This window comes from Paenibacillus chungangensis, from assembly GCF_042675905.1.
Lineage (GTDB): Bacteria > Bacillota > Bacilli > Paenibacillales > Paenibacillaceae > Pristimantibacillus > Pristimantibacillus chungangensis.
Genome location: NZ_JBHTJZ010000066.1, coordinates 15,663 through 39,927, shown reverse-complemented (window position 1 = coordinate 39,927; position 24,265 = coordinate 15,663). Strand labels below are relative to the sequence as shown.

At 46.5% G+C, this 24,265-nt stretch carries 28 protein-coding genes, 1 tRNA gene and 1 pseudogene; 8 read left to right on the top strand and 22 right to left on the bottom strand.

Going from position 1 to position 24,265, the window contains the following annotated elements; genetic code table 11:
* The first annotated feature begins 166 nt into the window (after positions 1 to 166).
* A complete protein-coding gene (locus tag ACFQ2I_RS20795) occupies positions 167 to 523 on the top strand; it encodes a DUF4870 domain-containing protein (protein ID WP_377567685.1) in 357 nt (118 codons plus the stop codon).
* 120 nt (positions 524 to 643) lie between these two features.
* Here the strand turns inward: ACFQ2I_RS20795 and mnhG are convergent, their stop codons facing one another.
* From mnhG to ACFQ2I_RS20765, 6 genes and pseudogenes are all read right to left on the bottom strand, one after another.
* Positions 644 to 1,024 (bottom strand): monovalent cation/H(+) antiporter subunit G, encoded by a 381-nt coding sequence (gene mnhG / locus ACFQ2I_RS20790; protein WP_377567683.1) that lies wholly within the window; start codon positions 1,022 to 1,024, stop codon positions 644 to 646.
* Positions 1,008 to 1,289: a Na(+)/H(+) antiporter subunit F1 gene (locus tag ACFQ2I_RS20785; protein ID WP_377567681.1), complete on the bottom strand. Its 282-nt coding sequence runs from the start codon at positions 1,287 to 1,289 to the stop codon at positions 1,008 to 1,010. The genes mnhG and ACFQ2I_RS20785 overlap by 17 nt, the downstream gene beginning before the upstream one ends.
* Positions 1,286 to 1,618 (bottom strand): annotated as a pseudogene (locus tag ACFQ2I_RS20780) (Na+/H+ antiporter subunit E); the annotation flags it as partial. The gene ACFQ2I_RS20785 and the pseudogene ACFQ2I_RS20780, both read right to left, overlap by 4 nt.
* Positions 1,619 to 1,620: 2 nt before the next feature.
* Positions 1,621 to 3,108: a Na+/H+ antiporter subunit D gene (locus ACFQ2I_RS20775; protein ID WP_377567679.1), complete on the bottom strand. Its 1,488-nt coding sequence runs from the start codon at positions 3,106 to 3,108 to the stop codon at positions 1,621 to 1,623.
* Positions 3,101 to 3,439: a Na(+)/H(+) antiporter subunit C gene (locus tag ACFQ2I_RS20770; protein WP_262678777.1), complete on the bottom strand. Its 339-nt coding sequence runs from the start codon at positions 3,437 to 3,439 to the stop codon at positions 3,101 to 3,103. Before ACFQ2I_RS20770 ends, ACFQ2I_RS20775 begins: the two co-directional genes overlap by 8 nt.
* Positions 3,440 to 3,441: 2 nt before the next feature.
* On the bottom strand, positions 3,442 to 6,318 hold the full coding sequence (locus ACFQ2I_RS20765) for a Na+/H+ antiporter subunit A (RefSeq protein ID WP_377567677.1): 2,877 nt from the start codon (positions 6,316 to 6,318) through the stop codon (positions 3,442 to 3,444).
* A gap of 289 nt (positions 6,319 to 6,607) precedes the next feature.
* On the opposite strand from ACFQ2I_RS20765, the gene ACFQ2I_RS20760 reads away from it, so the two are divergent.
* From ACFQ2I_RS20760 to ACFQ2I_RS20745, 4 genes are all read left to right on the top strand, one after another.
* Positions 6,608 to 6,841, top strand: coding sequence for a hypothetical protein (locus ACFQ2I_RS20760; protein ID WP_377567675.1), 234 nt, complete (start codon positions 6,608 to 6,610; stop codon positions 6,839 to 6,841).
* Between the two features lie 118 nt (positions 6,842 to 6,959).
* The gene (locus tag ACFQ2I_RS20755) at positions 6,960 to 7,625 is read left to right on the top strand and encodes a potassium channel family protein (protein WP_377567673.1); all 666 of its coding nucleotides are present in this window, start codon (positions 6,960 to 6,962) and stop codon (positions 7,623 to 7,625) included.
* A gap of 58 nt (positions 7,626 to 7,683) precedes the next feature.
* Positions 7,684 to 9,000: a TrkH family potassium uptake protein gene (locus ACFQ2I_RS20750; protein WP_377567720.1), complete on the top strand. Its 1,317-nt coding sequence runs from the start codon at positions 7,684 to 7,686 to the stop codon at positions 8,998 to 9,000.
* 186 nt (positions 9,001 to 9,186) lie between these two features.
* Positions 9,187 to 9,366, top strand: coding sequence for a hypothetical protein (locus ACFQ2I_RS20745; RefSeq protein ID WP_377567671.1), 180 nt, complete (start codon positions 9,187 to 9,189; stop codon positions 9,364 to 9,366).
* A 49-nt stretch (positions 9,367 to 9,415) separates the two neighbouring features.
* Here the strand turns inward: ACFQ2I_RS20745 and ACFQ2I_RS20740 are convergent, their stop codons facing one another.
* The 5 genes from ACFQ2I_RS20740 to rpsF form a co-directional block, all read right to left on the bottom strand.
* A complete protein-coding gene (locus ACFQ2I_RS20740; RefSeq protein ID WP_377567669.1) occupies positions 9,416 to 9,844 on the bottom strand; it encodes a universal stress protein in 429 nt (142 codons plus the stop codon).
* 22 nt (positions 9,845 to 9,866) lie between these two features.
* Positions 9,867 to 11,318, bottom strand: coding sequence for a SulP family inorganic anion transporter (locus ACFQ2I_RS20735; RefSeq protein WP_377567667.1), 1,452 nt, complete (start codon positions 11,316 to 11,318; stop codon positions 9,867 to 9,869).
* A 228-nt stretch (positions 11,319 to 11,546) separates the two neighbouring features.
* Entirely contained in the window at positions 11,547 to 11,846 is a 300-nt protein-coding gene (rpsR, locus tag ACFQ2I_RS20730; protein ID WP_262678769.1) for a 30S ribosomal protein S18, read from the bottom strand.
* Positions 11,847 to 11,870: 24 nt separating this feature from the next.
* The gene (ssb, locus tag ACFQ2I_RS20725) at positions 11,871 to 12,410 is read right to left on the bottom strand and encodes a single-stranded DNA-binding protein (RefSeq protein WP_377567665.1); all 540 of its coding nucleotides are present in this window, start codon (positions 12,408 to 12,410) and stop codon (positions 11,871 to 11,873) included.
* A gap of 39 nt (positions 12,411 to 12,449) precedes the next feature.
* Positions 12,450 to 12,734, bottom strand: coding sequence for a 30S ribosomal protein S6 (gene rpsF, locus ACFQ2I_RS20720; protein ID WP_377567663.1), 285 nt, complete (start codon positions 12,732 to 12,734; stop codon positions 12,450 to 12,452).
* A gap of 261 nt (positions 12,735 to 12,995) precedes the next feature.
* Here rpsF and ACFQ2I_RS20715 point away from each other — a divergent pair, with 261 nt between their 5' ends.
* Entirely contained in the window at positions 12,996 to 13,184 is a 189-nt protein-coding gene (locus ACFQ2I_RS20715) for a YjzC family protein (RefSeq protein WP_377567661.1), read from the top strand.
* Positions 13,185 to 13,790: 606 nt separating this feature from the next.
* Positions 13,791 to 14,267 carry a small multi-drug export protein gene (locus tag ACFQ2I_RS20710; protein WP_377567659.1) on the top strand — a complete coding sequence of 159 codons (477 nt, stop codon included), beginning with the start codon at positions 13,791 to 13,793 and terminating at the stop codon, positions 14,265 to 14,267.
* Positions 14,268 to 14,521: 254 nt separating this feature from the next.
* Here the strand turns inward: ACFQ2I_RS20710 and ACFQ2I_RS20705 are convergent.
* The 4 genes from ACFQ2I_RS20705 to ACFQ2I_RS20690 form a co-directional block, all read right to left on the bottom strand.
* Positions 14,522 to 14,610 (bottom strand) — tRNA-Ser (locus tag ACFQ2I_RS20705).
* Between the two features lie 201 nt (positions 14,611 to 14,811).
* A complete protein-coding gene (locus tag ACFQ2I_RS20700; RefSeq protein ID WP_377567657.1) occupies positions 14,812 to 15,021 on the bottom strand; it encodes a DUF951 domain-containing protein in 210 nt (69 codons plus the stop codon).
* A gap of 3 nt (positions 15,022 to 15,024) precedes the next feature.
* Positions 15,025 to 15,879: a mechanosensitive ion channel family protein gene (locus ACFQ2I_RS20695; protein WP_377567655.1), complete on the bottom strand. Its 855-nt coding sequence runs from the start codon at positions 15,877 to 15,879 to the stop codon at positions 15,025 to 15,027.
* A gap of 18 nt (positions 15,880 to 15,897) precedes the next feature.
* On the bottom strand, positions 15,898 to 16,131 hold the full coding sequence (locus ACFQ2I_RS20690) for a DUF3343 domain-containing protein (protein ID WP_377567653.1): 234 nt from the start codon (positions 16,129 to 16,131) through the stop codon (positions 15,898 to 15,900).
* Between the two features lie 110 nt (positions 16,132 to 16,241).
* On the opposite strand from ACFQ2I_RS20690, the gene yyaC reads away from it, so the two are divergent.
* Positions 16,242 to 16,850, top strand: coding sequence for a spore protease YyaC (gene yyaC, locus ACFQ2I_RS20685; protein WP_377567651.1), 609 nt, complete (start codon positions 16,242 to 16,244; stop codon positions 16,848 to 16,850).
* A gap of 19 nt (positions 16,851 to 16,869) precedes the next feature.
* Here yyaC and ACFQ2I_RS20680 read toward each other — a convergent pair whose 3' ends face one another.
* From ACFQ2I_RS20680 to mnmG, 7 genes are all read right to left on the bottom strand, one after another.
* A complete protein-coding gene (locus ACFQ2I_RS20680; protein ID WP_377567650.1) occupies positions 16,870 to 17,352 on the bottom strand; it encodes a DUF4446 family protein in 483 nt (160 codons plus the stop codon).
* Positions 17,353 to 17,370: 18 nt separating this feature from the next.
* Positions 17,371 to 18,537, bottom strand: a complete 1,167-nt coding sequence (locus tag ACFQ2I_RS20675; RefSeq protein ID WP_377567648.1) for an aminotransferase class V-fold PLP-dependent enzyme — start codon at positions 18,535 to 18,537, stop codon at positions 17,371 to 17,373.
* Between the two features lie 91 nt (positions 18,538 to 18,628).
* Complete coding sequence (locus ACFQ2I_RS20670; RefSeq protein WP_377567646.1) at positions 18,629 to 19,480, bottom strand: ParB/RepB/Spo0J family partition protein; 852 nt, start codon at positions 19,478 to 19,480, stop codon at positions 18,629 to 18,631.
* The gene (locus tag ACFQ2I_RS20665) at positions 19,461 to 20,234 is read right to left on the bottom strand and encodes a ParA family protein (RefSeq protein ID WP_377567644.1); all 774 of its coding nucleotides are present in this window, start codon (positions 20,232 to 20,234) and stop codon (positions 19,461 to 19,463) included. Before ACFQ2I_RS20665 ends, ACFQ2I_RS20670 begins: the two co-directional genes overlap by 20 nt.
* 344 nt (positions 20,235 to 20,578) lie before the next feature.
* Complete coding sequence (gene noc / locus ACFQ2I_RS20660; RefSeq protein WP_377567642.1) at positions 20,579 to 21,397, bottom strand: nucleoid occlusion protein; 819 nt, start codon at positions 21,395 to 21,397, stop codon at positions 20,579 to 20,581.
* A gap of 253 nt (positions 21,398 to 21,650) precedes the next feature.
* Positions 21,651 to 22,373 (bottom strand): 16S rRNA (guanine(527)-N(7))-methyltransferase RsmG, encoded by a 723-nt coding sequence (gene rsmG, locus ACFQ2I_RS20655; RefSeq protein ID WP_377567640.1) that lies wholly within the window; start codon positions 22,371 to 22,373, stop codon positions 21,651 to 21,653.
* On the bottom strand, positions 22,373 to 24,262 hold the full coding sequence (gene mnmG, locus ACFQ2I_RS20650; RefSeq protein WP_377567638.1) for a tRNA uridine-5-carboxymethylaminomethyl(34) synthesis enzyme MnmG: 1,890 nt from the start codon (positions 24,260 to 24,262) through the stop codon (positions 22,373 to 22,375). Before mnmG ends, rsmG begins: the two co-directional genes overlap by 1 nt.
* Positions 24,263 to 24,265: the final 3 nt, after the last annotated feature.

Sequence of the window (24,265 nt, the reverse complement as noted above, 5' to 3'; positions counted from 1 at the left end):
AACTTGTCCAGTATGCCCCAGCTTCTATCATAGACGAAAGCAAGCAGCATCAGGTTACAGAGCGGTGACAAATAATGTTGACATTTGTGGAAATAAAAGAGGTATACCTGTCTACTCTATGGAATAATAATGAAGTAGCCAGTACGACATAGAAAGGAAGAGATATATGATGGAACCGACTCCGGTCAATCCAGAACCTTCATCAACGGGACTAGACCCCAAAGTAGCAGGTTTGCTCTGTTATTTACTCGGCTTTATTACAGGCATTATTTTTCTGGTCGTAGAGAAGCAGAGCCGATTCGTGAAATTCCATGCTCTGCAATCGATTGCCGTCTCCGTCATCCTGATTGCGCTTAATCTGGTTCTAAGCTTTATTCCCTTTATCGGCGCATTATTCGCCCTCATTCTCACGCCAATCGGCTTCATTCTGTGGATCGCGCTTATGCTGCTTGCGTTGCAAGGCAAGCAGTTCAAGCTGCCGGTCATCGGCAATTGGGTCGAAGAACAAGCGCGTAAGTTTTAATCAGCGACTGGAATAGAGGAAGCCCCTAGCCTAAGCGGACAGCTTAGATTTAGGGGCTTTCTCGTTTATTGCATTTCGATAAGTTCGGCGATTTGCGGGAAGACGCGGTTCGTTAACTGTTCATGCTTTGCTGCTTCTCTTCCGCTCTTCCTTGAGCGCTTCCTTGTAATCATCCCTTACACTCCCCTTCCAGAGCGAAGTGCCGGAGCGATATGCGGCGCGGCCGTTCAGATGGCCTGCCACCGGCGACGTAATAAAGACGAACACAATGCCGAGCAGCAGCTTTACGCTGACATGATCCTTGACTATCCAGAAGTATAGGAATGCTCCCGCCAGAATAAGAAGCACGCCCATCGTCGCACTCTTCGTCGCGGCATGTGAGCGAAGATAAACGTCAGGCAATCGAATCAGCCCGAAGGCGCTCAGTGCGCATATAAGAGCACCTAGCAGGACAAGCAAGCCTATGATGATCTCAAGTACGCTGTTACTCGTCTCCGGCATCGATGACGACTCCCCTCTCCATATATCTTGCGAATGCTGTCGTTCCGATAAAGGTCAGTACGCCTATGACCAGTATGATGTCGAAATAAGCTTCCGTACCGAGCAGTATACTGATAACGGCGATGATGGACAGCAGCAGGATCCCGATCGTATCCAGCGCCGCAATACGGTCCGGAATGGAAGGACCGAGCAATAATCGGATCAAGCAGCCCAGCACCGCAAGCGAAAGTATGACCAGACTGGCGACAATCAACGTGGACATCATGCTCGTGTCACCTCCATAATGGCACGCTCGAACGAGCCTTTTATTTGAGCTATAAGCTCGTCTGCATCATCAATATCGATCGCATGGATATAGAGCGTGTTCCCGTCACGCGACACATCCAGCGTCAAGGTGCCGGGCGTGAGACAGATGAGACAGGACAGCAGCGTAATCTCCCAGTTCGACCTCAGCTCTGTCTCCATAGCGAAGATGCCAGGCGAGATGTTCAGCTTGGGTCGAACGATCTTTAGCATAACGTCGAAGCTGGACAAGAACAGCTCCTTCAGGAACAGCAGCAGCAGCTTGATCGAAGCCCATATCATTCGTATATATCTCATCTCATCCCCTCCTTAAGCACAGCGTCAATATATAGGGATGGATTAATCAGCGTGTCACCAGCCACCGAGACGAAATCATAGAGCCATTCCGCGCACAGCCCTATCGTAATGACGATGACGAGCAGGCCAGCAGCCGGAATAAGCATGGCGCGCTGCTGCTTCCCGCTCATCACCGGCACCTGCCGCTCCTCTCCCCAAAACGCCGACATGAAGACGCGCATTAGGGAATACAGGACGATGAAACTGGATGCAAGCGATAATGCGGCCAGCCAGAACTGCTCATTCTGCAACCCTCCGCGCAATATCATCATCTTGCCGGGGAAGCCGCTCAGCGGCGGAATGCCCGCGATCGCCAGAGCAGTAACGAAGAACATCCATCCCAGATAAGGATATGTCTTGATCAAGCCGCCCATCCCGTTCAGCTTAGTCGTCCTTGCGGCTGCAATGACGATGCCGCCCAGGATGAAGAGCAGCGCCTTGGCGAGCATGTCGTGTACGAGGTACAGCACGGCTCCGTCCAGGGAGTCCTTGTTGGCTGCGGTCAGGCCGAAGGCGATGAAGCCGATGCTGATCACCACATTGTAGTTCAGAATGCGCGGAATATCCTTGTAGGCAAGTGCGCCGAAGGCGCCAAGCGCCATCGTCGCACCGGCCATCCATCCCATCCATTCATGCGTAATGGAAGGCTCGTGATAGAAGATGAGCGTGAAGGTCCGCAGCAGCGCATACAGTCCCACCTTGGTCAGCAGTGCGCCGAACAGCGCCGTAATCGCCGCAGGTGGCGCACTGTAGGAACCCGGTAGCCAGAAGAACAGGAACAGACCCGCCTTCAAGGAGAAGACGATCATGAACAGAATGGCGATGACGTTCAGCACGCCGTCTTGTCCCGCTTCCGCTACGCGCTGGGATAGGTCCGCCATATTCAAGGTGCCGACCACACCGTATAGATACGCGATCGCCGCTACGAACAGCGCGGACGACAGAATATTAATCAAAATATATTTCAATGACTCCCTAAGCTGAATCTTCGTTCCTCCAAGTACAATGAGCGCATAGGAGGAGATCAGCATCACTTCGAAGCAGACGAACAGATTGAATATATCGCCTGTCAGGAACGATCCGCTAACTCCGACCAGTAGGAACTGGAGGAGCGGATAGAAGTAGTGGCGCTCCCGCTCTTCGCCAATGCTGCTGAAAGAATAGAACAGACAGAAGGAACCGATAATCGCCGTCACCAATACAAGCAAAGCAGCGAGCATGTCAGCGACGAAGGTAATGCCATAAGGGGGTACCCATCCACTCATATACAGCGTCTGTATGCCGTCGGTCTTCACCTGATACAGAATATACCCGGCCGCCGCGACGTTAGCCGCGCTGCCGATCGCGCTGATCCAGCGCTGCAGCGGAATGGATCGCTGCAGAAAGATGAGCAGCACCGCTGTACATAGCGGGATGAGCAGCGGAAATATAAGTAAGTTATTCATCGTCCTTCCCCCTTAGCTGCTCCATATCGTCGGTTCCAAGCTTCTGATAAGCCTTGTAGGCAAGGACGAAGAAGAATGAGGTCACCCCGAAGCTGATAACAATAGAAGTTAAGATGAGCGCTTGCGGCAGCGGATCGACATACGACTCCGCCTTCTCACCGAGAAGCGGCGCAGAACCCGTCTTGAGCCGCGACATCGTCAGCAGCAGCAGATGAACGCCGTGCGTCAGGAACGAAGTGCCCAGAATAATGCGCAAGATGCTCTTAGACAAAATGAGGTAGACACCTACCGTGAATAATACGCCGATCGCCAAGGACATATACAGTTCCATCGCTACGTATCCCTCCCGATCGTGAAGATAATCGTCATGGTGACGCCAATAACGGTCAAATAGACGCCAAGATCAAACAATAACGCGGTCGCCAGCTCCAATTCGCCCAATAGCGGAATTTGGAAGTAATCGAACGTATGGCTAAGGAACGGCACATCGAACAGGAACGATCCCATCCCTGTAAGCAACGCTATCAGGATGCCGAGGGCAGTCAGCTTACGGAAGTCCATCGGGATAATACGATGAACCGACTTCATGCCGTAAGACATCGCCATAAGGATGAATGCGGCTGACGCCATAAGCGCTCCGATAAATCCGCCGCCGGGATGATGGTGGCCATTATAGAACAAGTACAGCGAGAATAAGAGAATAATGACGATCGCCAGCTTCGAGACCTTCCTCAGAATGACGTCATTGCTCTTCAAACCGTAAATATCGTACTTGAATTCGCTCTCCCTGGCAGGCAGCTTGCTGATTTCCTCGTCGCCCTTCAGTTTCAGCTTGATCATCGCATAGATGCCGTAAGAAGCGATACCAAGAACGACGATTTCCAGCAAGGTATCGAAGCCGCGGAAGTCGACCAATATGACGTTTACGACATTTTTACCTCCAGCCAGCTTATAACTATTTTCCAGGAAATAATGCGAGATCGATTCGAACGACCGACTGCTGCTCGCGCTTAAGGCGATCAGCGTCATGATAACGCCGACGCTCACTGCAATAATAAAATTCCACAGACGGAAGCGAAGCTTCACTATCTCCTTCTTCAGCTTCGGAAGATGGTAGAAGCACAGCAGGAACAGTGCCACGGATACCGTCTCTACAATCATCTGAGTTAAAGCCAGATCCGGTGCGCGGAAGATGACAAAGAACAAGGTAACCATATAACCCGCTACGCCTGTCAGAATAATCGCCATCAGCCGCGTCGTGGCGAACGGAACAGCAAGCGTGGACAAGATAAGCGCAATAATGATCATCGCTTCATAGAACGAAGTGTCCGCGAAGCTTGACGTGTCGACCTGGAAGCTGCCCGTCGCATACATTGTGACGCTCAGCGAGACCACCATGAACAAGAAGATATAGATCAGGTAATGACGAATTGCTCCGGTCATATACAGATTGGTAAGCATGCTGGAGCCTCTGTCCAACATGCCTATTCCTTTGTCGTAAGTGCGATTCAACGATACTCTATTGAATAGCGGGGCATGCAAGACCGATGCCCTGCGGTGCATCAGGAACAATGTCGTGCCAAGGGCAACCACGCCTATCGTCATGAACAGCTCCATCGTCCAGCCATGCCACATCTCGATCTTCACCTTGAACTGTTGTCCCGGCTCTAATAGAGCGGGGTGGACAGCGGCCATAGCCGGCTCGATCAAGGAGTAGGACAAGATGCCCGGGAACAGGCCGAATACAACAGCCAGCGCTACCAAGACGACCGGAGACAGCAGCATGCCGAGCGGTGCTTCATGCGGCTTCTTCTCCAGCTTCTCGAATTGGGGCTTGCCTGTGAACGTACGGAATACAAGCACCATACTGTATACGAAAGTAAAGATGCTTGCCGTCCATGCGATAACCGGGAACAATATGCCCCATGTATCCATCGAGAGCAGATTCATCTCTGTGATGTTCAAGACGGCAGTAAAGAACATCTCCTTGCTCAGGAAGCCGTTGAACGGCGGCAGTCCCGCCATGGAGAAGGAACCGATCACCGCAATCGTGAACGTAATCGGCATGACGGCCATCAGTCCGCCCAGCTTGCGGATATCGCGCGTGCCTGTCTCATGGTCGACAATGCCGACCACCATGAACAAGGCTCCTTTGAATACTGCATGGTTGATCAAGTGGAATACGGCCGCCATCGTCGCCTTGGTGTAGAAGATGGCGTCTGCCGAGCCCGTATAGAAGGCTGCAGCCGAGCCTAGACCGAACAGGCTCATAATCATACCTAGTTGGCTAATTGTAGAGAAGGCCAACAGCGCCTTCAAGTCAATCTGCTTCATCGCCCGGAACGATCCGTAGATAAGCGTCGCGATGCCGAAGCCGGATACCAGCCACAGCCATAGCGCTTCACCGGCGAATATCGGGCTCATGCGAGCCACGAGATAGATGCCCGCCTTCACCATCGTCGCGGAATGCAAGTAAGCGCTGACCGGCGTCGGAGCTTCCATCGCATCCGGCAGCCAGATATGGAACGGGAATTGCGCCGACTTCGTGAACGCACCCGCCAGAACGAGCACCATAGCGGGAACGAACAGGTTATGATCCGACCACGTATGAATGCCTTCAATTAACTCCCGAATACTGAACGTTCCGGCCATCACATATAACAGGATGAAGCCAGCGAGCATCGCCAGACCGCCGGATACCGTAATGACCATCGACTTCAGAGCGCCATAGCGTGACTTCTCACGCTGGTGCCAGAAGGCGATCAACAGGAAGGAAGAGATGCTCGTAAGCTCCCAGAAGCCGTACAGCACCATTAGATTATCAGACAGGACGAGACCGAGCATCGCTCCCTTGAACAGCATCAAGTAGACATAGAAGTGCGGCAGCTTCTCCTTGTTCTTGTCCAGATAGAAGATGGAATACAACACGACGAGCGATCCGATCCCCGTAATTAGCAAGGCGAATAGCAAGCCAAGTCCATCCAAATAAACGTTAAACTCAACGCCTAACGAAGGCATCCACGGGAGCGATTCGAATATCTTCTCCCTGGATTGAATGGTGGGAATACGGCTGAGCATATACGAGAACAGTAGAACGGGAACCGGCAGCATGAACCAGCCTCCATGTACTCGCGGCATAAGCTTCTGCATAATCGGGCCTAATAGTGCGAAGAGAAAGGGCAGAATAATGACAACATGAAGATAAGACAATGTTCATCCTCCTAAATCATACTCAATAAGTTCCCCAACAGTATTTCCCAAATGGAAGGAAATAAAGCGTCATAGCCGCCAAAGCCGCTGCCTGACTTGCCACGGTATGACAAAAAAATGCAAAAAGGAGCCCTTGTTGGCAGGCTCCTCCGGTACTTCAAAATATATAGAAGACATGAAAACAAAACTATTATAGCTTTCTCCAGAGCGATTGTCAAAATGAAATTGATTGACCTGGAATGAAAAGAGGCACTATCGGGGATTACTCTTAATGAAGGAGTGATGACCTATGCTTCGCCAAAAAATAGCCCTATGCGCAGCTCTGTTTCTTCTTATCATTGTTGTCGGTGCGTTGCTTAATGATAAAATTCATCGACTGAATTATCATTTCTTTATGACGCCTCCCGTTCCCGAAGATCATTTCCGCATATATTCCTCGTTCGACCCTGAGCTGTCAGATAAAGAATATAGGCAATATATGCCGCGGGAATATGTGAAAATTATCGATACGGAACGTCCCTGATCGAAGTGCCGTATTAACCTTTGACAAATACGTATCTGTCTCCTATTATGTAACACGAGCATATGAATTCAAAGCTAGCTGCATGTTGGCATTTCATTCATGTATAGGAAGTGATACTGTGAAGAAACAGTTTATGGTCATTGGTCTTGGACGGTTCGGCTCTAGCTTGACGCGCACGCTTGTCGAGAACGGTCACGAGGTGCTCGCTATCGATAAGAATGAGCATCCCGTACAGGAGATGGCTTCCATCGCAACCCATGCGATTCAAGCCGATTGTACCGATGAAAGCGTGTTGCGCGAGCTTGGCGCGTCCAACTTCTCGCACGGCATTGTCTCCATCGGCGACGACTTGCAGGCTAGCATACTGACGACGCTATTATTGAAGGAAATGAATATTCCAAAGGTAACCGCCAAAGCTAGAAACGAAATGCACGGCAACGTGCTGAAAAAAATAGGAGCGGATCAAGTCATATATCCGGAACGGGATATGGGCGTACGGCTTGGCAATCAGCTGAGCTCCGACAATTTGATTGATTATATCGAGTTATCTCCCGACTACAATCTGGCCGAGATACTGGCTCCGCCGGCAATGAACGGTCGCTCGCTCATGCAGCTCAATATTCGGGCGAAATACGGCTGCACCATTATGGCCATCAAGAAGGGCGATGCGATCAATATCTCGCCGCTTGCTGACGATGTCATACATACAGGCGATATCTTGCTCATTATAGGCAGCAATGAGGACATTCGTCACCTGGAGAATGATTATGAGCGTACTAAGTAAGTACTTGTCCAAAGAAGCATCCCTGGCTGAGAGACTCTTATACTATTTCAAGCACCGTATGAGCCCGCCTCAGCTCATTATGCTCGTCTTCTTCATCCTTAGCTGGATCGGTGCAATACTGCTCAGCATGCCCTTCTCCTCCAGCGATGGCCAATCGATAGGACTTATTAACGCATTATTCACCTCTGTATCGGCCGTATGCGTGAATGGACTCGTCGTTGTGGATACCGGTGCAGCATTCTCGATGACGGGTCAGATTATCATTATGATCCTTATTCAGATCGGCGGTATCGGCTTCATGACGCTCGGTGTCATGGTTGCTATCGTGCTCGGCAAGAAGATCGGATTGAAGCAACGACTCATCATTCAACAAACGACCCAATCCACATCGGCGCAAGGCTTGGTTAAGCTCTCCTTGTACATGGTGCTGATTGTGTTCGCTTTTGAATCTGTCGCTACGATTATTCTCACTTGGCGATGGTCCGACGATATGGGTTTTGGACAAGCTGTGTACTATGGGCTGTTTCATTCCGTATCGGCTTTCAACAATGCGGGCTTCGCCCTCTGGTCTGACAGTCTCAGCAGCCATGTCGGAGATCCCATTGTGAACTTGACGGTCATTACTTTGTTTGTAGTGGGCGGACTGGGTTATATCGTCGTAGTCGATATATTCCGCAAGCGCTCCTGGAGGAAGCTCTCGCTTCATTCCAAGGTCGTCTTATTGGCATCGGCCATTCTGACCGTTATCGGCTTTCTGCTCATCTTCTTGCTGGAGAGCTGGAATTCAGCGACCTTCGGCGATCTGACGGTTGGGGAGCGAATCTATGCCTCCATCTTCCAGAGCCTGACGCCGCGCAGCGCCGGCTTCAACACGATCGATATCGGCAGCATGCTTACCGCCTCGCAATTTTTGATCATTATTCTCATGTTTATTGGCGCTGCGTCAGGCGGTACTGGTGGGGGGATTAAAACCAATACAGTCGTCGTGCTTGTTCTAGCTACGATCAATACCTTCAAGGGAGGCGGACAGATTCATGCCTTCGAACGTAAGATCGCCCAAGAAACGGTTATGCGCGCGTTAGCCGTCATCGTCACTTCTCTGACGGCCGTGCTTTGTGTTGCCTTGCTGCTGACCGTCACGGAAGATCTGTTGGAGGATCACTTCCTGGAGGTGCTGTTCGAAGCCACTTCCGCCTTCAGTACAACCGGGCTGTCAATGGGCTTGACCGGCGAGCTTTCTTCCATAGGCAAAGTAATCGTCACCGTTACGATGTTCCTTGGCAGATTAGGCCCGCTAACGCTTGCCTTCGCCCTTTCTCAACGCAAGCAAACGTCCAAAATCGGTTATCCCGAGGACAACATTCTGATCGGATAGAACAACTGCCATTGCTATGTTAGCCAAGCTTGCTATAGCCTTCGAAGAACCCTCTCTAGCTTCAGAGAGGGTTCTAAGGGGTTCTTCGAAAGCTTTCTCACACAATTGAATATTGTCAGAATATTTTGTATAATCAACCTATCCGAAATCGTTTGCATAACCATCAAACGACAGGAGGAATCCACCATGATCTTAGAATCGGACTACAGAAGAAGGGCTATGGCACAGTGGCAGCATACGAAGCAACACGAACTGGAGCAATTACGCACGGATATGGAAGATACGGCAAGACGTTGGTCATCCTTGCTGGAACGTATCAGAAAGACCGCCTATTATATCCTGCGTTTTGGTGACAGAAGCATCTAATACGGCAGAAGGCTCGTTAGTCCGAGAACTAGCGAGCCTTCCTTATTACCTATTTTTTCACAATCAACACAGGACAGTTCGCCTGATGAAGCACCTTGCGGCTCACACTGCCCATGATGACTTCGCTTACCGCATTCAGCCCTCTGCTTCCTATAATAATCATATCGGTATGATTGTTCTGGCTCCACTCTACGATCACATCTGCCGGATTGCCGAATGCAACCTTCAATTCATAAGGCACCCTTGCTTGCTGAAATAGCTTCTCCGTCTCTGCTATCGCCTTATGAGCATCAGCCTCCAGAATTGCCTTCATATTCAGACCGGCTTGCATAAGCTCCGAGCGGGAAGGCGCCTTGTCACTCACATGAATAATAGTCATCTCTGCCTCAGGCAGCTCCTTCATTAATCCGATAGCAGCCTCAGCTGCCCGTCCGGCATGTGCCGAACCGTCTGTTGCCAGCATTAAGCGCTTATACATCGAACCTCTCCTTATGAATGACTTAATGACCGGATGATGCCGATAGGCCGACACGATCAACGATCTTTTGGCTTTCTGCATTTAATCCCATCAGCACGACACGTTTATCCACTTGTTGATATTTCGATACAACCTTCGAGATCGCGGTTACCGCGGAGTGATCCCACACATGTGATGAAGAGAAATCGATGATTACCTCATTAGGATCATGCGCCGGATCGAATAAATCCGCGAAGTGGCTCATCGTTCCGAAGAACATTGGACCTTGAATGGCATATCGCTTCGCTCCGCTGTCAGTCATTGTAGCTACCGCTTTAATCTGAGCCATCTTCCAGCCGAAGATCAATGCGCTCATAATCACGCCGACCAATACGCCAAGCGCCAAGTTATGCGTGTAAATTACGATAGCAACTGTCGTGACCATTACAATAGTATCGGTAACCGGTATGCGTTTTACATCCATAATGGAGCGCCAGTCGAACGTCCCGACAGACACCATGATCATGACTCCAACTAATGCAGCCATCGGAATTTTCGTTACTACATCACCGAGCACCATAATCAAGAACAACAGAAATACCCCTGCAACCAGTGTGGACAACCGTCCGCGTCCGCCTGATTTCACATTAATAACGGATTGACCGATCATCGCACAGCCCGCCATTCCGCCGAAGAAGCCGGTAATGGTATTGGCAATTCCCTGCCCTCTTGCTTCCTTATTCTTATCACTCTTGGTGCCTGTCGCCTCATCCACAATGGTCGCCGTAAGCAGCGATTCCAGCAAACCGACGACAGCAAGCGCCAACGATGTTGGCAGTATAATCATCAGCGTGTCCCATGTGAATGGCACATTGGCAATATGGAATAGCGGAAGCTGTCGCGATATTTCCCCCATATCGCCTACAGTGTTCACCTGCAGTCCTCCGAATACGGTAACGCATGTGATCACAATAATGGCAACCAGTGCAGACGGCACCGCCTTCGTAATCCTGGGCAAGCCGTAAATAATGACAAGTGTTGCAGCGACGAGCGCATACATGAGCCACCCTTGCCCCTCGAACTGCACAAGCTGCGTCATGAATATAATGATAGCTAACGCATTGACGAAGCCAATGATAACGGAATGCGGTACGAACGTAATGAAGCGGCCCAGCTTCAACACGCCGATTATAATCTGAATAATGCCCGTTAATACCGTTGCGGCGAACAAATATTCAATGCCGTGATCTTTCACCAACGTCACCATGAGCACGGCCATTGCCCCTGTAGCCGCTGAGATCATACCAGGACGGCCTCCAACAATGGAGATGATGACAGCAATGCAGAATGAAGCGTATAGACCAACCATCGGGTCTACGCCTGCAATGATGGAGAAGGCAATCGCTTCAGGAATAAGCGCCAGAGCAACAGTTATTCCTGCCAGTATGTCCCCTCTTACATTAAACAACCAGTTGCTTTTCAATTTTTGCAGCAATAGATGAATTCCTCACTTTCGGTATTGAGTTGGTGACCTTTCACTCTCAGAAAGGTCGGGGCCGATGTGCAACAGGTTCTATTATACACAACTCTACTTTTTTTTCTATAGATTACAGACAATTTATTAAAGTAAAATGTTTGTATCGCATCCAATAAAAAATAGCTGGCGCACATAAAAAGAGAGCCATCCCAAAGGGATGACTCTCTTTGCACCTGCTCCTCGCGACTATTCAGTCGTGTAAGGAAGCAAAGCAACTTGACGGGAGCGCTTAATCGCAATTGTCAGCAGACGCTGATATTTTGCACTTGTGCCCGTTACACGGCGTGGCAAAATTTTACCGCGCTCGCTGATGAACTTCTTCAGCAAATCCGTGTCTTTATAGTCAATGTGAGTAATTTTGTTTACAGTGAAGAAACAAACTTTACGACGCTTGTTGCGTCCGCCTTTGCGAGTGAACTTGCGTTCTGGACGCTCAGGACGCTCAGAGCGCTCTGGACGAGCAGTTGTTTGTTGTTGTTCGCTCATGTGAACCCTTCCTTTCGTTAGAAATTAAAATGGCAAATCGTCTTCGGAAATGTCAATTGGGCGTCCATCATCCTTGAATGGATCATTGTTGTCGTTCCGCTGATTGTTGGAAGACCGGTTCCCGCTACCTCCGCCATAGCCGCTGCCGCTGTTATTGCTCATGCCACCACCGCTATTGCTGCCATATCCTCCGCCGCTATTGCCGCCATAGCTTCCACTCTCATCACGCGAAGATCCGCCCTCACGATTGGATTCCAAGAACCGGACATTGTCTGCTATAACTTCCGTTACATAGACACGCTTGCCTTCGTTGTTCTCGTAATTCCGCACTTGTATACGTCCTTCTACAGCCGTTAGACGGCCTTTACGCAAGTAGTTCGCACAGGTTTCAGCCAGCTGACGCCAAGTGACGACTGGAATAAAGTCAGCTTCACGTTCGCCCTGATTCGTCGTAAACGGACGGTCTACAGCGATCGTGAATTGGGTTACTGCAACTCCGGCAGGTGTATAGCGAAGCTCAGGATCTCTAGTCAGTCTGCCAATCAATATAACACGGTTCAACATTTGTTCGACCTCCCCATTGAACAATCCGAAATTTCAGGCTTAGGCTACGTCTCTGATAATCAACGAACGAATGACTTCGTCAGAAATCTTCATGATACGGTCAAGCTCATTCACAACTTCATTCGTTGCATTGAAATGAACCAGCACGTAATGACCTTCACGAAGCTTGTTGATCTCATACGCAAGGCGACGTTTGCCGATCACGTCAGTCTTTGTGACCTCTCCGCCATTAGAGATGATGCCATTGAATTTCTCAACGAGAGCTTGCAGGTTCTCTTGTTCAACATCCGGACGGATGATGTACATCACTTCATATTTGCGCATTTATTTCACCTCCTTTTGGACTAGCGGCCCCATTTGGAGCAAGGAGCGAGTTTTTACCCGCATCTGCTAATTATATCAATTCCGCTATTCAAAAACAAGTACCTATTTCTTTGCTCCATCTTTTCACTTCCGTTCATCTTCTTGTTAAAGGCGCTTGCACAATCTTCTATTCATGGTCTCTTACAGGCCTGTACATCCTATAAGAAGCGTGGTCAGGAACAGTTTGTTCCGATCAGGCGAATTTTGCTGCTGGAGGTGAAGATGATGGGCGAATTCACTACTTTTTCTCCCGGCGACCGTGCTCCCAACAATGGCACATATATCGAGACCGGAGTGAATGATTATCACATGGGCATTGAGAACCCCAGAAAAGTACGGCTAAACAGAGGAGAAAAATTCCCGGGCACGAGCAACCATGAACGAAAGTGGAAAAAGATGCCCAAAGATTAAATTGCGATTGTGTATAAGAACTTGAACAAAAGGCCATATTAAACTCGACGGTGCAAGAGAGGTGTGGTTCCGTTGGACCAAAAGGTGCATGGATCATTTGAGTAATACAAACACTGAAGTAATGAACGGAGGGACGTGCTAAAGACTACGTCTGAAACACACTCATTCTACCTGTCGTACAGCGTTAACCGTACATTCGGACTACGCAAGCGACAACCCGTATAGACGAATCCAGAGGCAGAGGCGCTTTCGCGCTCCTACAGATTCGTATATAATGAATGAAACTTCTTCTGATTCGCTAAAACTGAAGTGTCATGTCAATGACTCAGTTATACCATCAAACACCGTCAAGAAGAGGACTCTCTGGAGTTCTCTTCTTTTGCGTGAGCATATAATGGACGAGTTCCCCTTCGATACCTTGTTTTCCTTCCCCCCCTACCATGTCAATGGCAAATTTATTTCACTTCTTATTGACAGCTATTCACGCCGTGTATATACTGTGTATATAGATATAAACAGTATATACACATACACACCACTGTACTGTCGGGGCTTTGTACACCATTCTTATCACCAATAAATCAATGAGAAGGAGAAATGAATGATATGGATTTTTTACAAGATGTGAATGAAGGTTGGCAATATGTGCTTGTTTTTCTGTTAGGATCAATTCCTTGGGTTGAGATTGCCGCTATTATCCCCATCGCGATTATCGTAGCAGGTATGAATGCTGTATTGGTCGGTCTGCTTGCTTTACTTGGCAATTTGGCTACAGTATATCTCGTTATTCTTTACTTCGAGAAGTTCAGGCAATGGAGAGAACGTAAGAAAGGAACGGGAAATGACAAGTCAAAGCGAAGAGAACGTGCTGAAGCCGCTTGGAATAAATATGGTATGCCTGGTCTGGCTTTGCTAGGTCCCCTACTAATAGGGTCGCATATCGCTGCATTTGTCGGTATCCTGTTCGGCGCCAAGAAGAAAACTGCCGTCATTTGGATGACATTAAGCTTAATCGTCTGGACAACCGTAATAACGATCGCTTCTCACTATGGCATTAACGTGATCGACTTCATTCGTGGATAATAGAAAAGATGACCCTATAAGTTTTGCTCACCTCTTCTTCAATACGTATGACTGCTGATAAGTTCCATAACATCCGTCCATCACAACCAGGAATAGCTATGTTGGACGGATGCTGCTACATCTTCTCCTAGGTTTCATGAATTTGTTTCTTGAACTATAACAAAAAAACTCCTACGCTTTAATGACGTAGAAGAATCAATTTATTAGGTATATGGCAACCAATGGTACGATATATGATCAGGTTTATCGGGATACGGAGAAGGTGGGATTCGAACCCACGCACGCTTTGACACGCCTAACTGATTTCGAGTCAGTCCCCTTATGACCTCTTGGGTACTTCTCCGCATGTAAACAATAATATATCATATAGATGATCTACATGCAAGAGTTTTATGTGAAGCTAATTGCAATCTCCTCTTTTAATGCCATGACAAGCGATAATGACAACAATCCCCTATTGAAGTTGATCTGTTTATGATTTACGCTCACAGGACAAGTGATTTTCCTGGAATGTTTTCCATGTACATTACTTATGTTGCTTCATCTAATTACTATCCCCTTCTACTTTGGAATGAAGCACCTTCTTCATGTTTTTTTCGAATTTCGCCCTAGGAATAAGAACGCTATGCTGGCATCCGACGCATTTAATTCGAATGTCCATTCCCATGCGTATAATTTCCATCTCATTGAAGCCGCAGGGGTGCTGTTTCTTCATTTGCACGATATCGCCTAATTGAAATTGCTTTTTCTCCATCGTTTACGCCCCCTCGTATTTTCGCTGGTAAGTAATCATCTTCGGATATGGTATTTCAATACCGTGCTTATCTAATGCTTCCTTCACCGCTTTATTCATCGTTCTAGCCACAATGGCATGCGTATTCGGCATACATTCGCCCACAATGCGTATAGAGACAGATGATGCATTAAGCATTTGTATTCCCAACACCTCAGGACTCTTCACCAGATTTTCGTGTGTCAGTTCATCCATCGTCTCATTGACAACCGCTATTGCCTTTTCAATGTCAGCTTCATAAGCAATGGACACATCAACGACTGCAATTGAATTTTTCAATGAAAAGTTCGTAACTTCATTAATCATACCGTTGGGAATAATATGTACTTCCCCTGTCCAGCTCTGAAGCTTGGTTGTACGAAGCCCAATAACTTCAACAGTGCCTTTGAATTGTCCCGTCTGTATCACGTCACCTACAGCGAACTGGTCCTCTAGTATAATAAAGAAGCCTGTCAGGATGTCTTTCACGAGACTTTGCGCGCCAAATCCAATTGCAATGCCAACTACTCCCGCCCCCGCAAGCAATGGTCCAAGATCCAACCCAAGTTCTGAGAGCACCAGCATTCCGGCAATAAAGTAGATCACATACGAAATACCGTTGTTAAGCAGCCTTCCAACCGTTGTCATTCTACGCGTTTCGCCAGGTTTTTTCTTTTTTGTCTGCTCATCCACGATACGATTTATCGTCTTATGCATTAGCCAGATTGATATTCGCGCAATTACGAATATGAGGGCAATGCGAATGATCGGTTGTCCCAGCATATCCCACAAATTTATGTCCTGAAGCAAATCCATTGCTTTTTCATACCACGCTTTCATTGACACCCTCCTTTCTTTCTAAACATTACTATAGCTGCTTCCATCCCATTGAAATATCCCTCTGATTTCAACATTTTGCTCTAATATGATTTTCTTAACGAGGGTTAATTCTTCATCGGAGAATTGTATCGATAACGCACAACCAGCCGTTATTTCCTTCGGCGTAGGGCAAATATCGATCTCCACATCCGCATATTCCAGCAGCATCTCCGCCCGAAGAGCTTGCTGAGTTGAATCGAATGCAATGAGCATGGTCCTTATCCCCTTCTTATCCTTTATTCCTTGCAGGGAAGTATAAAATAGCTCTCCCATCCATATACTAGTAGCATATGAGCATTTCCAAAGCTATCGGAGGGGATTCTATGAAACTGCCATTTATGAAAGATTCACCTTTTAAAATGCCATACACATCACCCAACATTGGGAGTCAGCTCGTGAAACGGATTGTTTCCCTGCTTGAGAGCGTGTCTTCCCAGCGTCCGATCGTAATCGTTTGCATCGGCACGGACCGTTCCACTGGTGATTGTTTGGGTCCGCTCATTGGCACTTCTCTGAAGAAGCATAGAAGCCCTCATTTTCATGTATTCGGCACGTTAGCTGAACCTGTACACGCTATGAACCTTGATGACACCTTACAGCAGATCAACACGAAGTTCGATAAACCATTCCTGATTGGCATCGATGCTTGTCTAGGACAAGTAGCCAGTGTTGGTTGTATCCAAGCAGGTAATGGACCAGTACGTCCAGGCGCGGGAGTGAACAAGGATTTACCGCCTGTAGGCGATATTCACATCACAGGAATTGTGAACGTTGGCGGCTTCATGGAGTACTTCGTTCTTCAAAATACAAGGTTGCATTTGGTAATGTCTATGTCGGATATTATCTCCTTAAGCCTATTCACAGCAATCAACAATTTCCATCTATCACGCACTTCACGAGTAGAAACTGCTGCTTCGGACTTCACATCTTAGTATAGCTAATTTCCTCCCCTTACTTTGCTTCTTCGATGGCTTTATGCTCTTCTGGTGTAAGAGGATAAGAGGACTCGCCTTTGTTTACTGGCTTGGCATACACATAAGTATTCTCTCTGTTATGCAATCCAGAAAATACAACTCCATCCTTCTCCTCGTTGACAATCGCGATCGAGAAGCTAAGATCGCTGCCACCTTCTCCGAACGCATTATAACGATGTATACCGGTTTTACTTTTAAGCTGAGGCAGTGTACCCCTTATTTCATCTAGTTGTTTGGTTATTTCACTTACTCTTTCCCGCTCTCCATCCAGCTTACTCTTCAACTCCATAATAACACTCTCGAAGTTGGTTATCCCCGTATTCCCCATTACAGTTAAGTACTGTCGCCTTAATTTTTTCAGTCTTCGGCCTAACACAATCAATCCAATAGAAACTAAGATCATCATGCCTGCCAGCACGATTACAACGATATGCAGCGGTTCAATCCTATCACTGTTCATAACTTTCTCCTCATCCCTCTACACATCATGTTGCTCTACAAGTTCGTTTACGGCTGCAATTAATGCATCTATATCATCTTCCGTAGAGTTTACGCCTACACTTGCTCGAACAGCTCCTGTACTTTCTGTCCCTGCACACTGATGAGCTAGCGGCGTACAGTGATATCCGGAGCGCACCGCAATACCATAATTCCGATCCAGAATGAACGCCAGCTCCGAGGGATCCCTATTAGAAACTGTAAATGATGCAATTCCTGTACGCGGTCGATTCAACTGGGGTCCTAATAACCTAACCCCTTTTATATTGCCCAGCCCCTCCAGTAGTCGTTGTATAAGCGCCCACTCTTTAGTATGGATTTTTTCCACTGTCTCATTCAGAATATACTGCACACCTGCGCCAAGACCAGCCAATCCAGGCGTATTTTGCGTCCCAGCTTCATATCTGTCAGGCCTCACGAGAGGCTGCTGGAGAGCTTCTGACTGACTCCCGGTCCCACCGTGCAGAAGCGGTTCCAATTCCAGCTCAGACGCGATATACAAGCCCCCTGTGCCCTGTGGGCCCAGGAGACCTTTGTGTCCGGGAAACGCCAGCATATGAATACCCATAGCTTCTACATCGATTGGCAATATTCCGGCACTTTGCGCTGCGTCAACAAGCAATTTCACACCATGCTTTCTCGCTACATCTCCAATATCTGAGATAGGGAGTATCGTTCCAAGCAGATTGGAGCTGTGATTTACAACGATCAGCGTAGTATTAGGCTGAATGGCAGCCACTATTTCTTTTACATCTATATTCCCTTCTACATCGCCTTCTATATAAGTGACTTGAACCCCCCTACTTCGTTCCAGCTCATACAGAGGTCTTCTGACTGAATTATGTTCGACAGATGTCGCAATAACATGATCGCCTTGTTTCACCCATCCCTTTATTGCCATATTCAAAGCCATCGTCGTATTGCTTGTAAATGCAATATCATTTGGATTTTTCACATGAAATAACTTCGACAGCTTTTCTCTTGTATGAAATAACACTCTGCTCGCCCTTACCGCCATTTGATGACTTCCACGTCCCGGATTAGCTGCATCTTCTTGCATAACTTTCACTACAGCATTTATAACTTCTGGAGGTTTAGGCCATGACGTAGCTGCATGATCTAGATATATGGTGTTGTGATAATGCAAGGACATCCCTCCCCCTTCTTTAAACAAACAATGGCATATCTTAGTTTAATCCTTCATTAGAAAGATTACAACTATGACATGCCATCTACTTCTATGCTAGCTCCTGCAGCAATTCAAGTAGCCGCTCCAGGTCTTGTTTGTTATAATATTGAATTTCAATTTTCCCTTTATCTTTTTGCTGTTTAATTTTCACTGTCGTTTTAAATCTTTCTCTTAGCGCTTCTTCAATATGATCAATGTATGGGTCATTTTTTCTCTGTTTTGACTTCTTTGCACTTGGTTTTTCTTGTACATCAAGCTTCTTAACTGCTTCCTCCAGCTCTCTGACACTCCATTCTGCACTCACAGCCATGCCAGCCATCTCTTTTTGAATTTTCACATCCTTAATACCTGCCAAAGCTCTTGCATGCCCCATCGATAATGTTCCACGTGAAACATTATCCTTTATTTCCACTGGAAGAGTAAGTAATCTTACGAAATTAGCGATGTGTGATCTTGATTTCCCAACCTTGAGAGATAACTCTTCTTGTGTCAGTTGGAACTTATCCATCAGTGATTGATAAGCAACCGCTATTTCAATGGCATTTAAATCTTCGCGTTGTAAATTTTCAATAAGCGCAATTTCCATGACTTGTTGGTCACTAAAATTTCTGACTACAGCAGGAATTGTTTTGTTGCCACAATATTGGGATGCCCTGAAACGTCTCTCACCTGCTATTATTTCGTAACCACGTAGAACGGAACGCACAATAATTGGTTGAATAATACCATGCTGCTTAATCGATTCAGCCAATTCCTTAATTGAATTTTCATCGAATGATTTCCGAGGCTGATATGGGTTAGGTCTAAGCTCAGACAAGGATACATCTATTACCTTGTCATCATCGCTAACAGATAACGATGGTATAAGCGCATCCAGGCCTCTACCTAGCCGCTTGCTCATACATGATCACTTCCTTCGCAAGTTCAAGATATACTTCTGCCCCTTTAGATCTTGAATCATAAGTAATAATGGCCTGACCATGAGAAGGTGCTTCGCTTAATCTCACGTTACGCGGAATAATCGTCTGATATACTTTCTGTTGAAAGTATTTCTTTACTTCTTCAATGACTTGTATTCCGAGGTTTGTCCTTGCATCCAGCATTGTTAGCAGTACACCTTCAATTTGTAGAGATGTATTAAGATGCTTTTGGACAAGTCTTACCGTATTTAATAATTGACTGAGACCTTCAAGTGCATAGTACTCGCATTGAATAGGTATAATGACAGAATCAGCAGCTGTCAATGAATTAATGGTTAGAATTCCCAAGGAAGGCGGACAATCTATAAGAACATAATCAAAATCATCCTTCACTTGCTGTAACGATTTTTTAAGACGTAATTCCCTAGATATCGTAGGTACAAGTTCGATTTCAGCGCCTGCTAACTGAATTGTCGCCGGTATTACCGTTAATCCAGGTACGCTGGTTTCGAACATTGCTTCTCGTGGAGATACATCGTTTATTAATACATCATAAATACAATTGTTAACATCTGCTTTGTTTATGCCAAGCCCACTGGTTGTATTCCCCTGTGGATCAATATCAATTAATAGCACTTTCTTGCCTAGAGAGGCAAGACATGCTGCCAGATTGACAGACGTTGTCGTTTTCCCGACACCGCCTTTCTGATTGGCAATTGCAATAATTTTGGACAATTCTAACTCACCTCATGTGCGAAACTTTTAAAGAAACGGCTTTGCCGCCTTCGACATAAAGGCGGCAACCGTAGTGTTATCATCTATTATAGCAACATTATAATCTTAAATACGCGGTTATCATCATGAAAGTTTATTCATAAATTTACGTTTACAACATAGCAGTTTAGTCATATGCTCGCGTGGGAGTCAATTGGAATAGATTCGTTTTCCGCACTAAGAGGAGTGCTAGGCATTCCATACGTACGTACTTATTCTACTTTAGGTAGGTGTTTTATTTTTATCACACCAAGCCTGATGAGTGACCATTTTATGTTCAACATTCCCGACTGTTATACATGTGATTATCTTTTTGGAATTTGAATTATGATTTCATAATGGTCTTCATGGTCTTTCTCATTTGTTTTGATCGGCAACCCTGAACCTGATACCATATCAATCGATTGTCTGATTGTATTCAGAGCCAATCGAACATCTTTCGTGAAAGAGATTCGCTTGGCGCGTTTCATCTTGGTGGATTCCTTCAAAAATGCAATACGAGCTTCCGTTTGCTTGACATTTAGATCTTTTGTCACAATTTCTTCAAGCACTTTCAACTGCATTTCCTCTGAATCAAGCGACAGCAAAGCCCTAGCATGCCTCTCCGTAATTTTCCTTTCCATTAATGTTAGTTTAATGTCTTCCGGCAGCATTAGCAAGCGAAGTTTATTCGCAATCGTAGATTGACTTTTCCCAAGTCGTTGCGCCAGACTTTCCTGTGTCAACTGATGCAATTCGATAAGTTTTTGATAAGCTACAGCTTCTTCGATTGCAGTAAGTCCTTCACGTTGCAAGTTTTCAATTAATGCGATCGATGCGGTCTGTGCATCATTGAACTCGCGGACGATAGCCGGAATCGTGTCGTACCCCAGCTTTGTGACCGCACGCCATCGTCTTTCACCTGCTATTATTTCATACCTATCATTTCGCAGGCGTACAACAATAGGCTGAATAACGCCATGCGTTTTAATTGTCTGACATAGTTCCTCAATACGTTCGTCATCGAATACAGTACGAGGTTGGAATGGACTAGTGTCAATTTGGGAAACATCTATTTGACGAACTTCTTCATTCGTATTGCGCTGCTCGGTAAAGCCGAATAAACGTGAAATTTGTTCTTTCATAGTGTTCATAACCACCCGATCATATGATGAAAACTTTAGCAATTGACAATACAACGACATGCATACGATTGACACAAAGCATATGATCCTGCTTGATCTCGCACGCAACTATGTTCCGTTCCGTATCATCATGAACTAGTTTGGTTCATACAACTATGCTTGTACCGCTCTCTTTCTTTCAAATCAACATATTCGACTTTTATAAGTGAAAATCCTGCTTGACAAGATGAGATGTTTCACGTGGAACAAACAACTACATTAAAGGCAGTTTTAAGGGTGTTCCTGCTTTTCTAGGATACTTTTTAGGAGTGTTCGCTGTCTTCTGTATGACGGCAATATGTCGTTCTGATTCCTCGTTTGGAAGTTGCAATGCATGATGTCGTACGAGAGTCCCTTTCAACTCTTGTAAACTGTAGGCCGCTTCTCGGATTTCTTCATCCGAGTGTGCTCCCTTCATCGCTGCGAACAAACCACCAGGCTTAACAAATGGAAGACAAAATTCATTTAGTATGTTTAATCTAGCTACAGCTCTAGCTGTTACCAGATCGTATTGATCGCGATGCTCGGTTCGTCTGGCGATATCTTCCGCTCTACCGTGGATGCACTGAACATCACTCAATTGCAACTTACTAACAAGCTCTGTCAGAAATTTAATTCTCTTATTGAGCGAGTCTACAATAACAACTTCTAAATGCGGATAACAAATTTTCAATGGAATACTTGGGAATCCCGCTCCTGAACCGATATCGGCAATTCTTTCGACCTTGTGTAAATCTATAAAAAAGGATAAAGAAATGGAATCGTAGAAGTGCTTCTCGAAAACAGCATCTCTCTCCGTAATCCCGGTTAAGTTCATCACCGAATTCCATTCAACTAACGTTTCATAATAAATGACCAATTGACTCCATTGTTGAGGAGAGAGTTTTACTCCTCTCTCCCCCAGCTTTGCCTCAAACCACTGTTTTGTTTTGTCCATTACGATCCTCTTGCTGCGGTTACGCGATTATAGTGTTCCAAATAAACAAGCAGAATGGAAATGTCCGCAGGCGTGACGCCACCGATTCGTGATGCCTGACCGATAGATAGCGGTCGTATTTTCCCAAGCTTCTGTTTTGCTTCTGTGGCTAACCCCTTTACCTCATCATAAATTATATCGTCCGGAATTAGCTTCCTCTCCATCTTATTCAGCCGTTCAACTTGCAGTAGCTGCTTCTCGATATAACCGGCATATTTGACGCTGATCTCCACTTGTTCTTTCATTTCATCATTTAATCCATCTGGTATGTCAGCAATCGGCTCCAACATGGCATATGTGATCTCGGGTCTGCGTAACAGTGATAACACATCTGTTGTTTGTGTGATAACAGCAGAGCCGGCAGCCTCCAATATTGGGTTCACTTCTTCCGGCTTCACTTTTAAAGTGCGCAGACGTTCTCTTTCAGACTCCACCAAATCCTTTTTCTTAACAAACTTGGCGTAACGTGATTCAGAGATAAGGCCTATCTCATAACCGAGAGGAGTTAGTCTCAAATCCGCATTGTCATGTCGCAACAGCAAACGATATTCCGCACGTGAAGTGAGCAGACGATAGGGATCATTTGTTCCCTTTGTCACCAGATCATCGATCATAACGCCAATATAACCTTGTGAACGACCGATAATGATGGGTGCTTTCCCTTGTACTTTACGAGCTGCATTAATACCGGCAATAATCCCTTGGCCTCCGGCCTCCTCGTATCCGGATGTACCGTTGATTTGACCCGCTGTGAACAACCCATCAATCGCTTTTGTTTCCAGGGATGGCCAAAGCTGTGTGGGAATAACGGCATCATACTCGATCGCATAACCGTTCCGCATTATCTCTGCTTTTTCCAATCCAGGAATAGAACGCAATATGTTGAGCTGTACATCTTCTGGCATACTCGTCGATAGTCCTTGTACATAGTATTCAGATGTATGTTTGCCTTCCGGTTCCAGGAATATTTGATGCTTTGGCTTGTCAGCGAACCTTACAATCTTATCCTCAATGGAAGGACAATAACTTGGCCCTGTTCCTTCAATTACCCCAGAGAACATTGGCGCACGGTGAAGGTTGTCATTAATAATTTTGTGGGTCGTTTCAGAAGTATAGGTCAGCCAACAAGGCAGCTGCTCATTATCGGAGTATTCCGTTTCATAAGAGAAAAATTTGGGATTTTCATCTCCGGGCTGTATTTCCGTTTTGGAGAAATCTATCGTATCCCTATGCACACGTGGCGGCGTACCTGTCTTGAAGCGTACCAGCTCCAATCCGTTATCCTTCAGACTCTGTGCCAATTTCACCGAAGGTTGTTGATTATTTGGACCGCTCTCATAGATTAACTCGCCCATAATAATTTTGCCGCGCAGGTAAGTTCCTGTTGTCACAACAATCGCTTTAGCACGGTACTCAGCCCCGGTCTTCGATACAATGCCTACACATCGTCCATCTTCGACGATTAACTCTTCCGCCATCCCTTGACGAAGCGTCAAATGCTCTGTTTCCTCAATCGTCTTCTTCATATAGTGTTGGTACAGGAATTTATCCGCCTGTGCACGCAGCGCATGAACGGCAGGCCCTTTTCCCGTATTCAACATCCTCATTTGAATGAACGTTTTATCAATATTCCGTCCCATCTCACCGCCAAGCGCATCAATCTCACGGACGACATGGCCTTTCGCCGGCCCTCCAATAGAAGGATTGCATGGCATGAACGCCACCATATCCAGATTAATCGTAAGCAGCAGCGTTTCACAGCCCATTCGCGCAGCAGCCAACGCCGATTCACAACCGGCATGCCCCGCTCCGATGACGATAACATCAAATTCACCAGCTAAATATCCCATTAT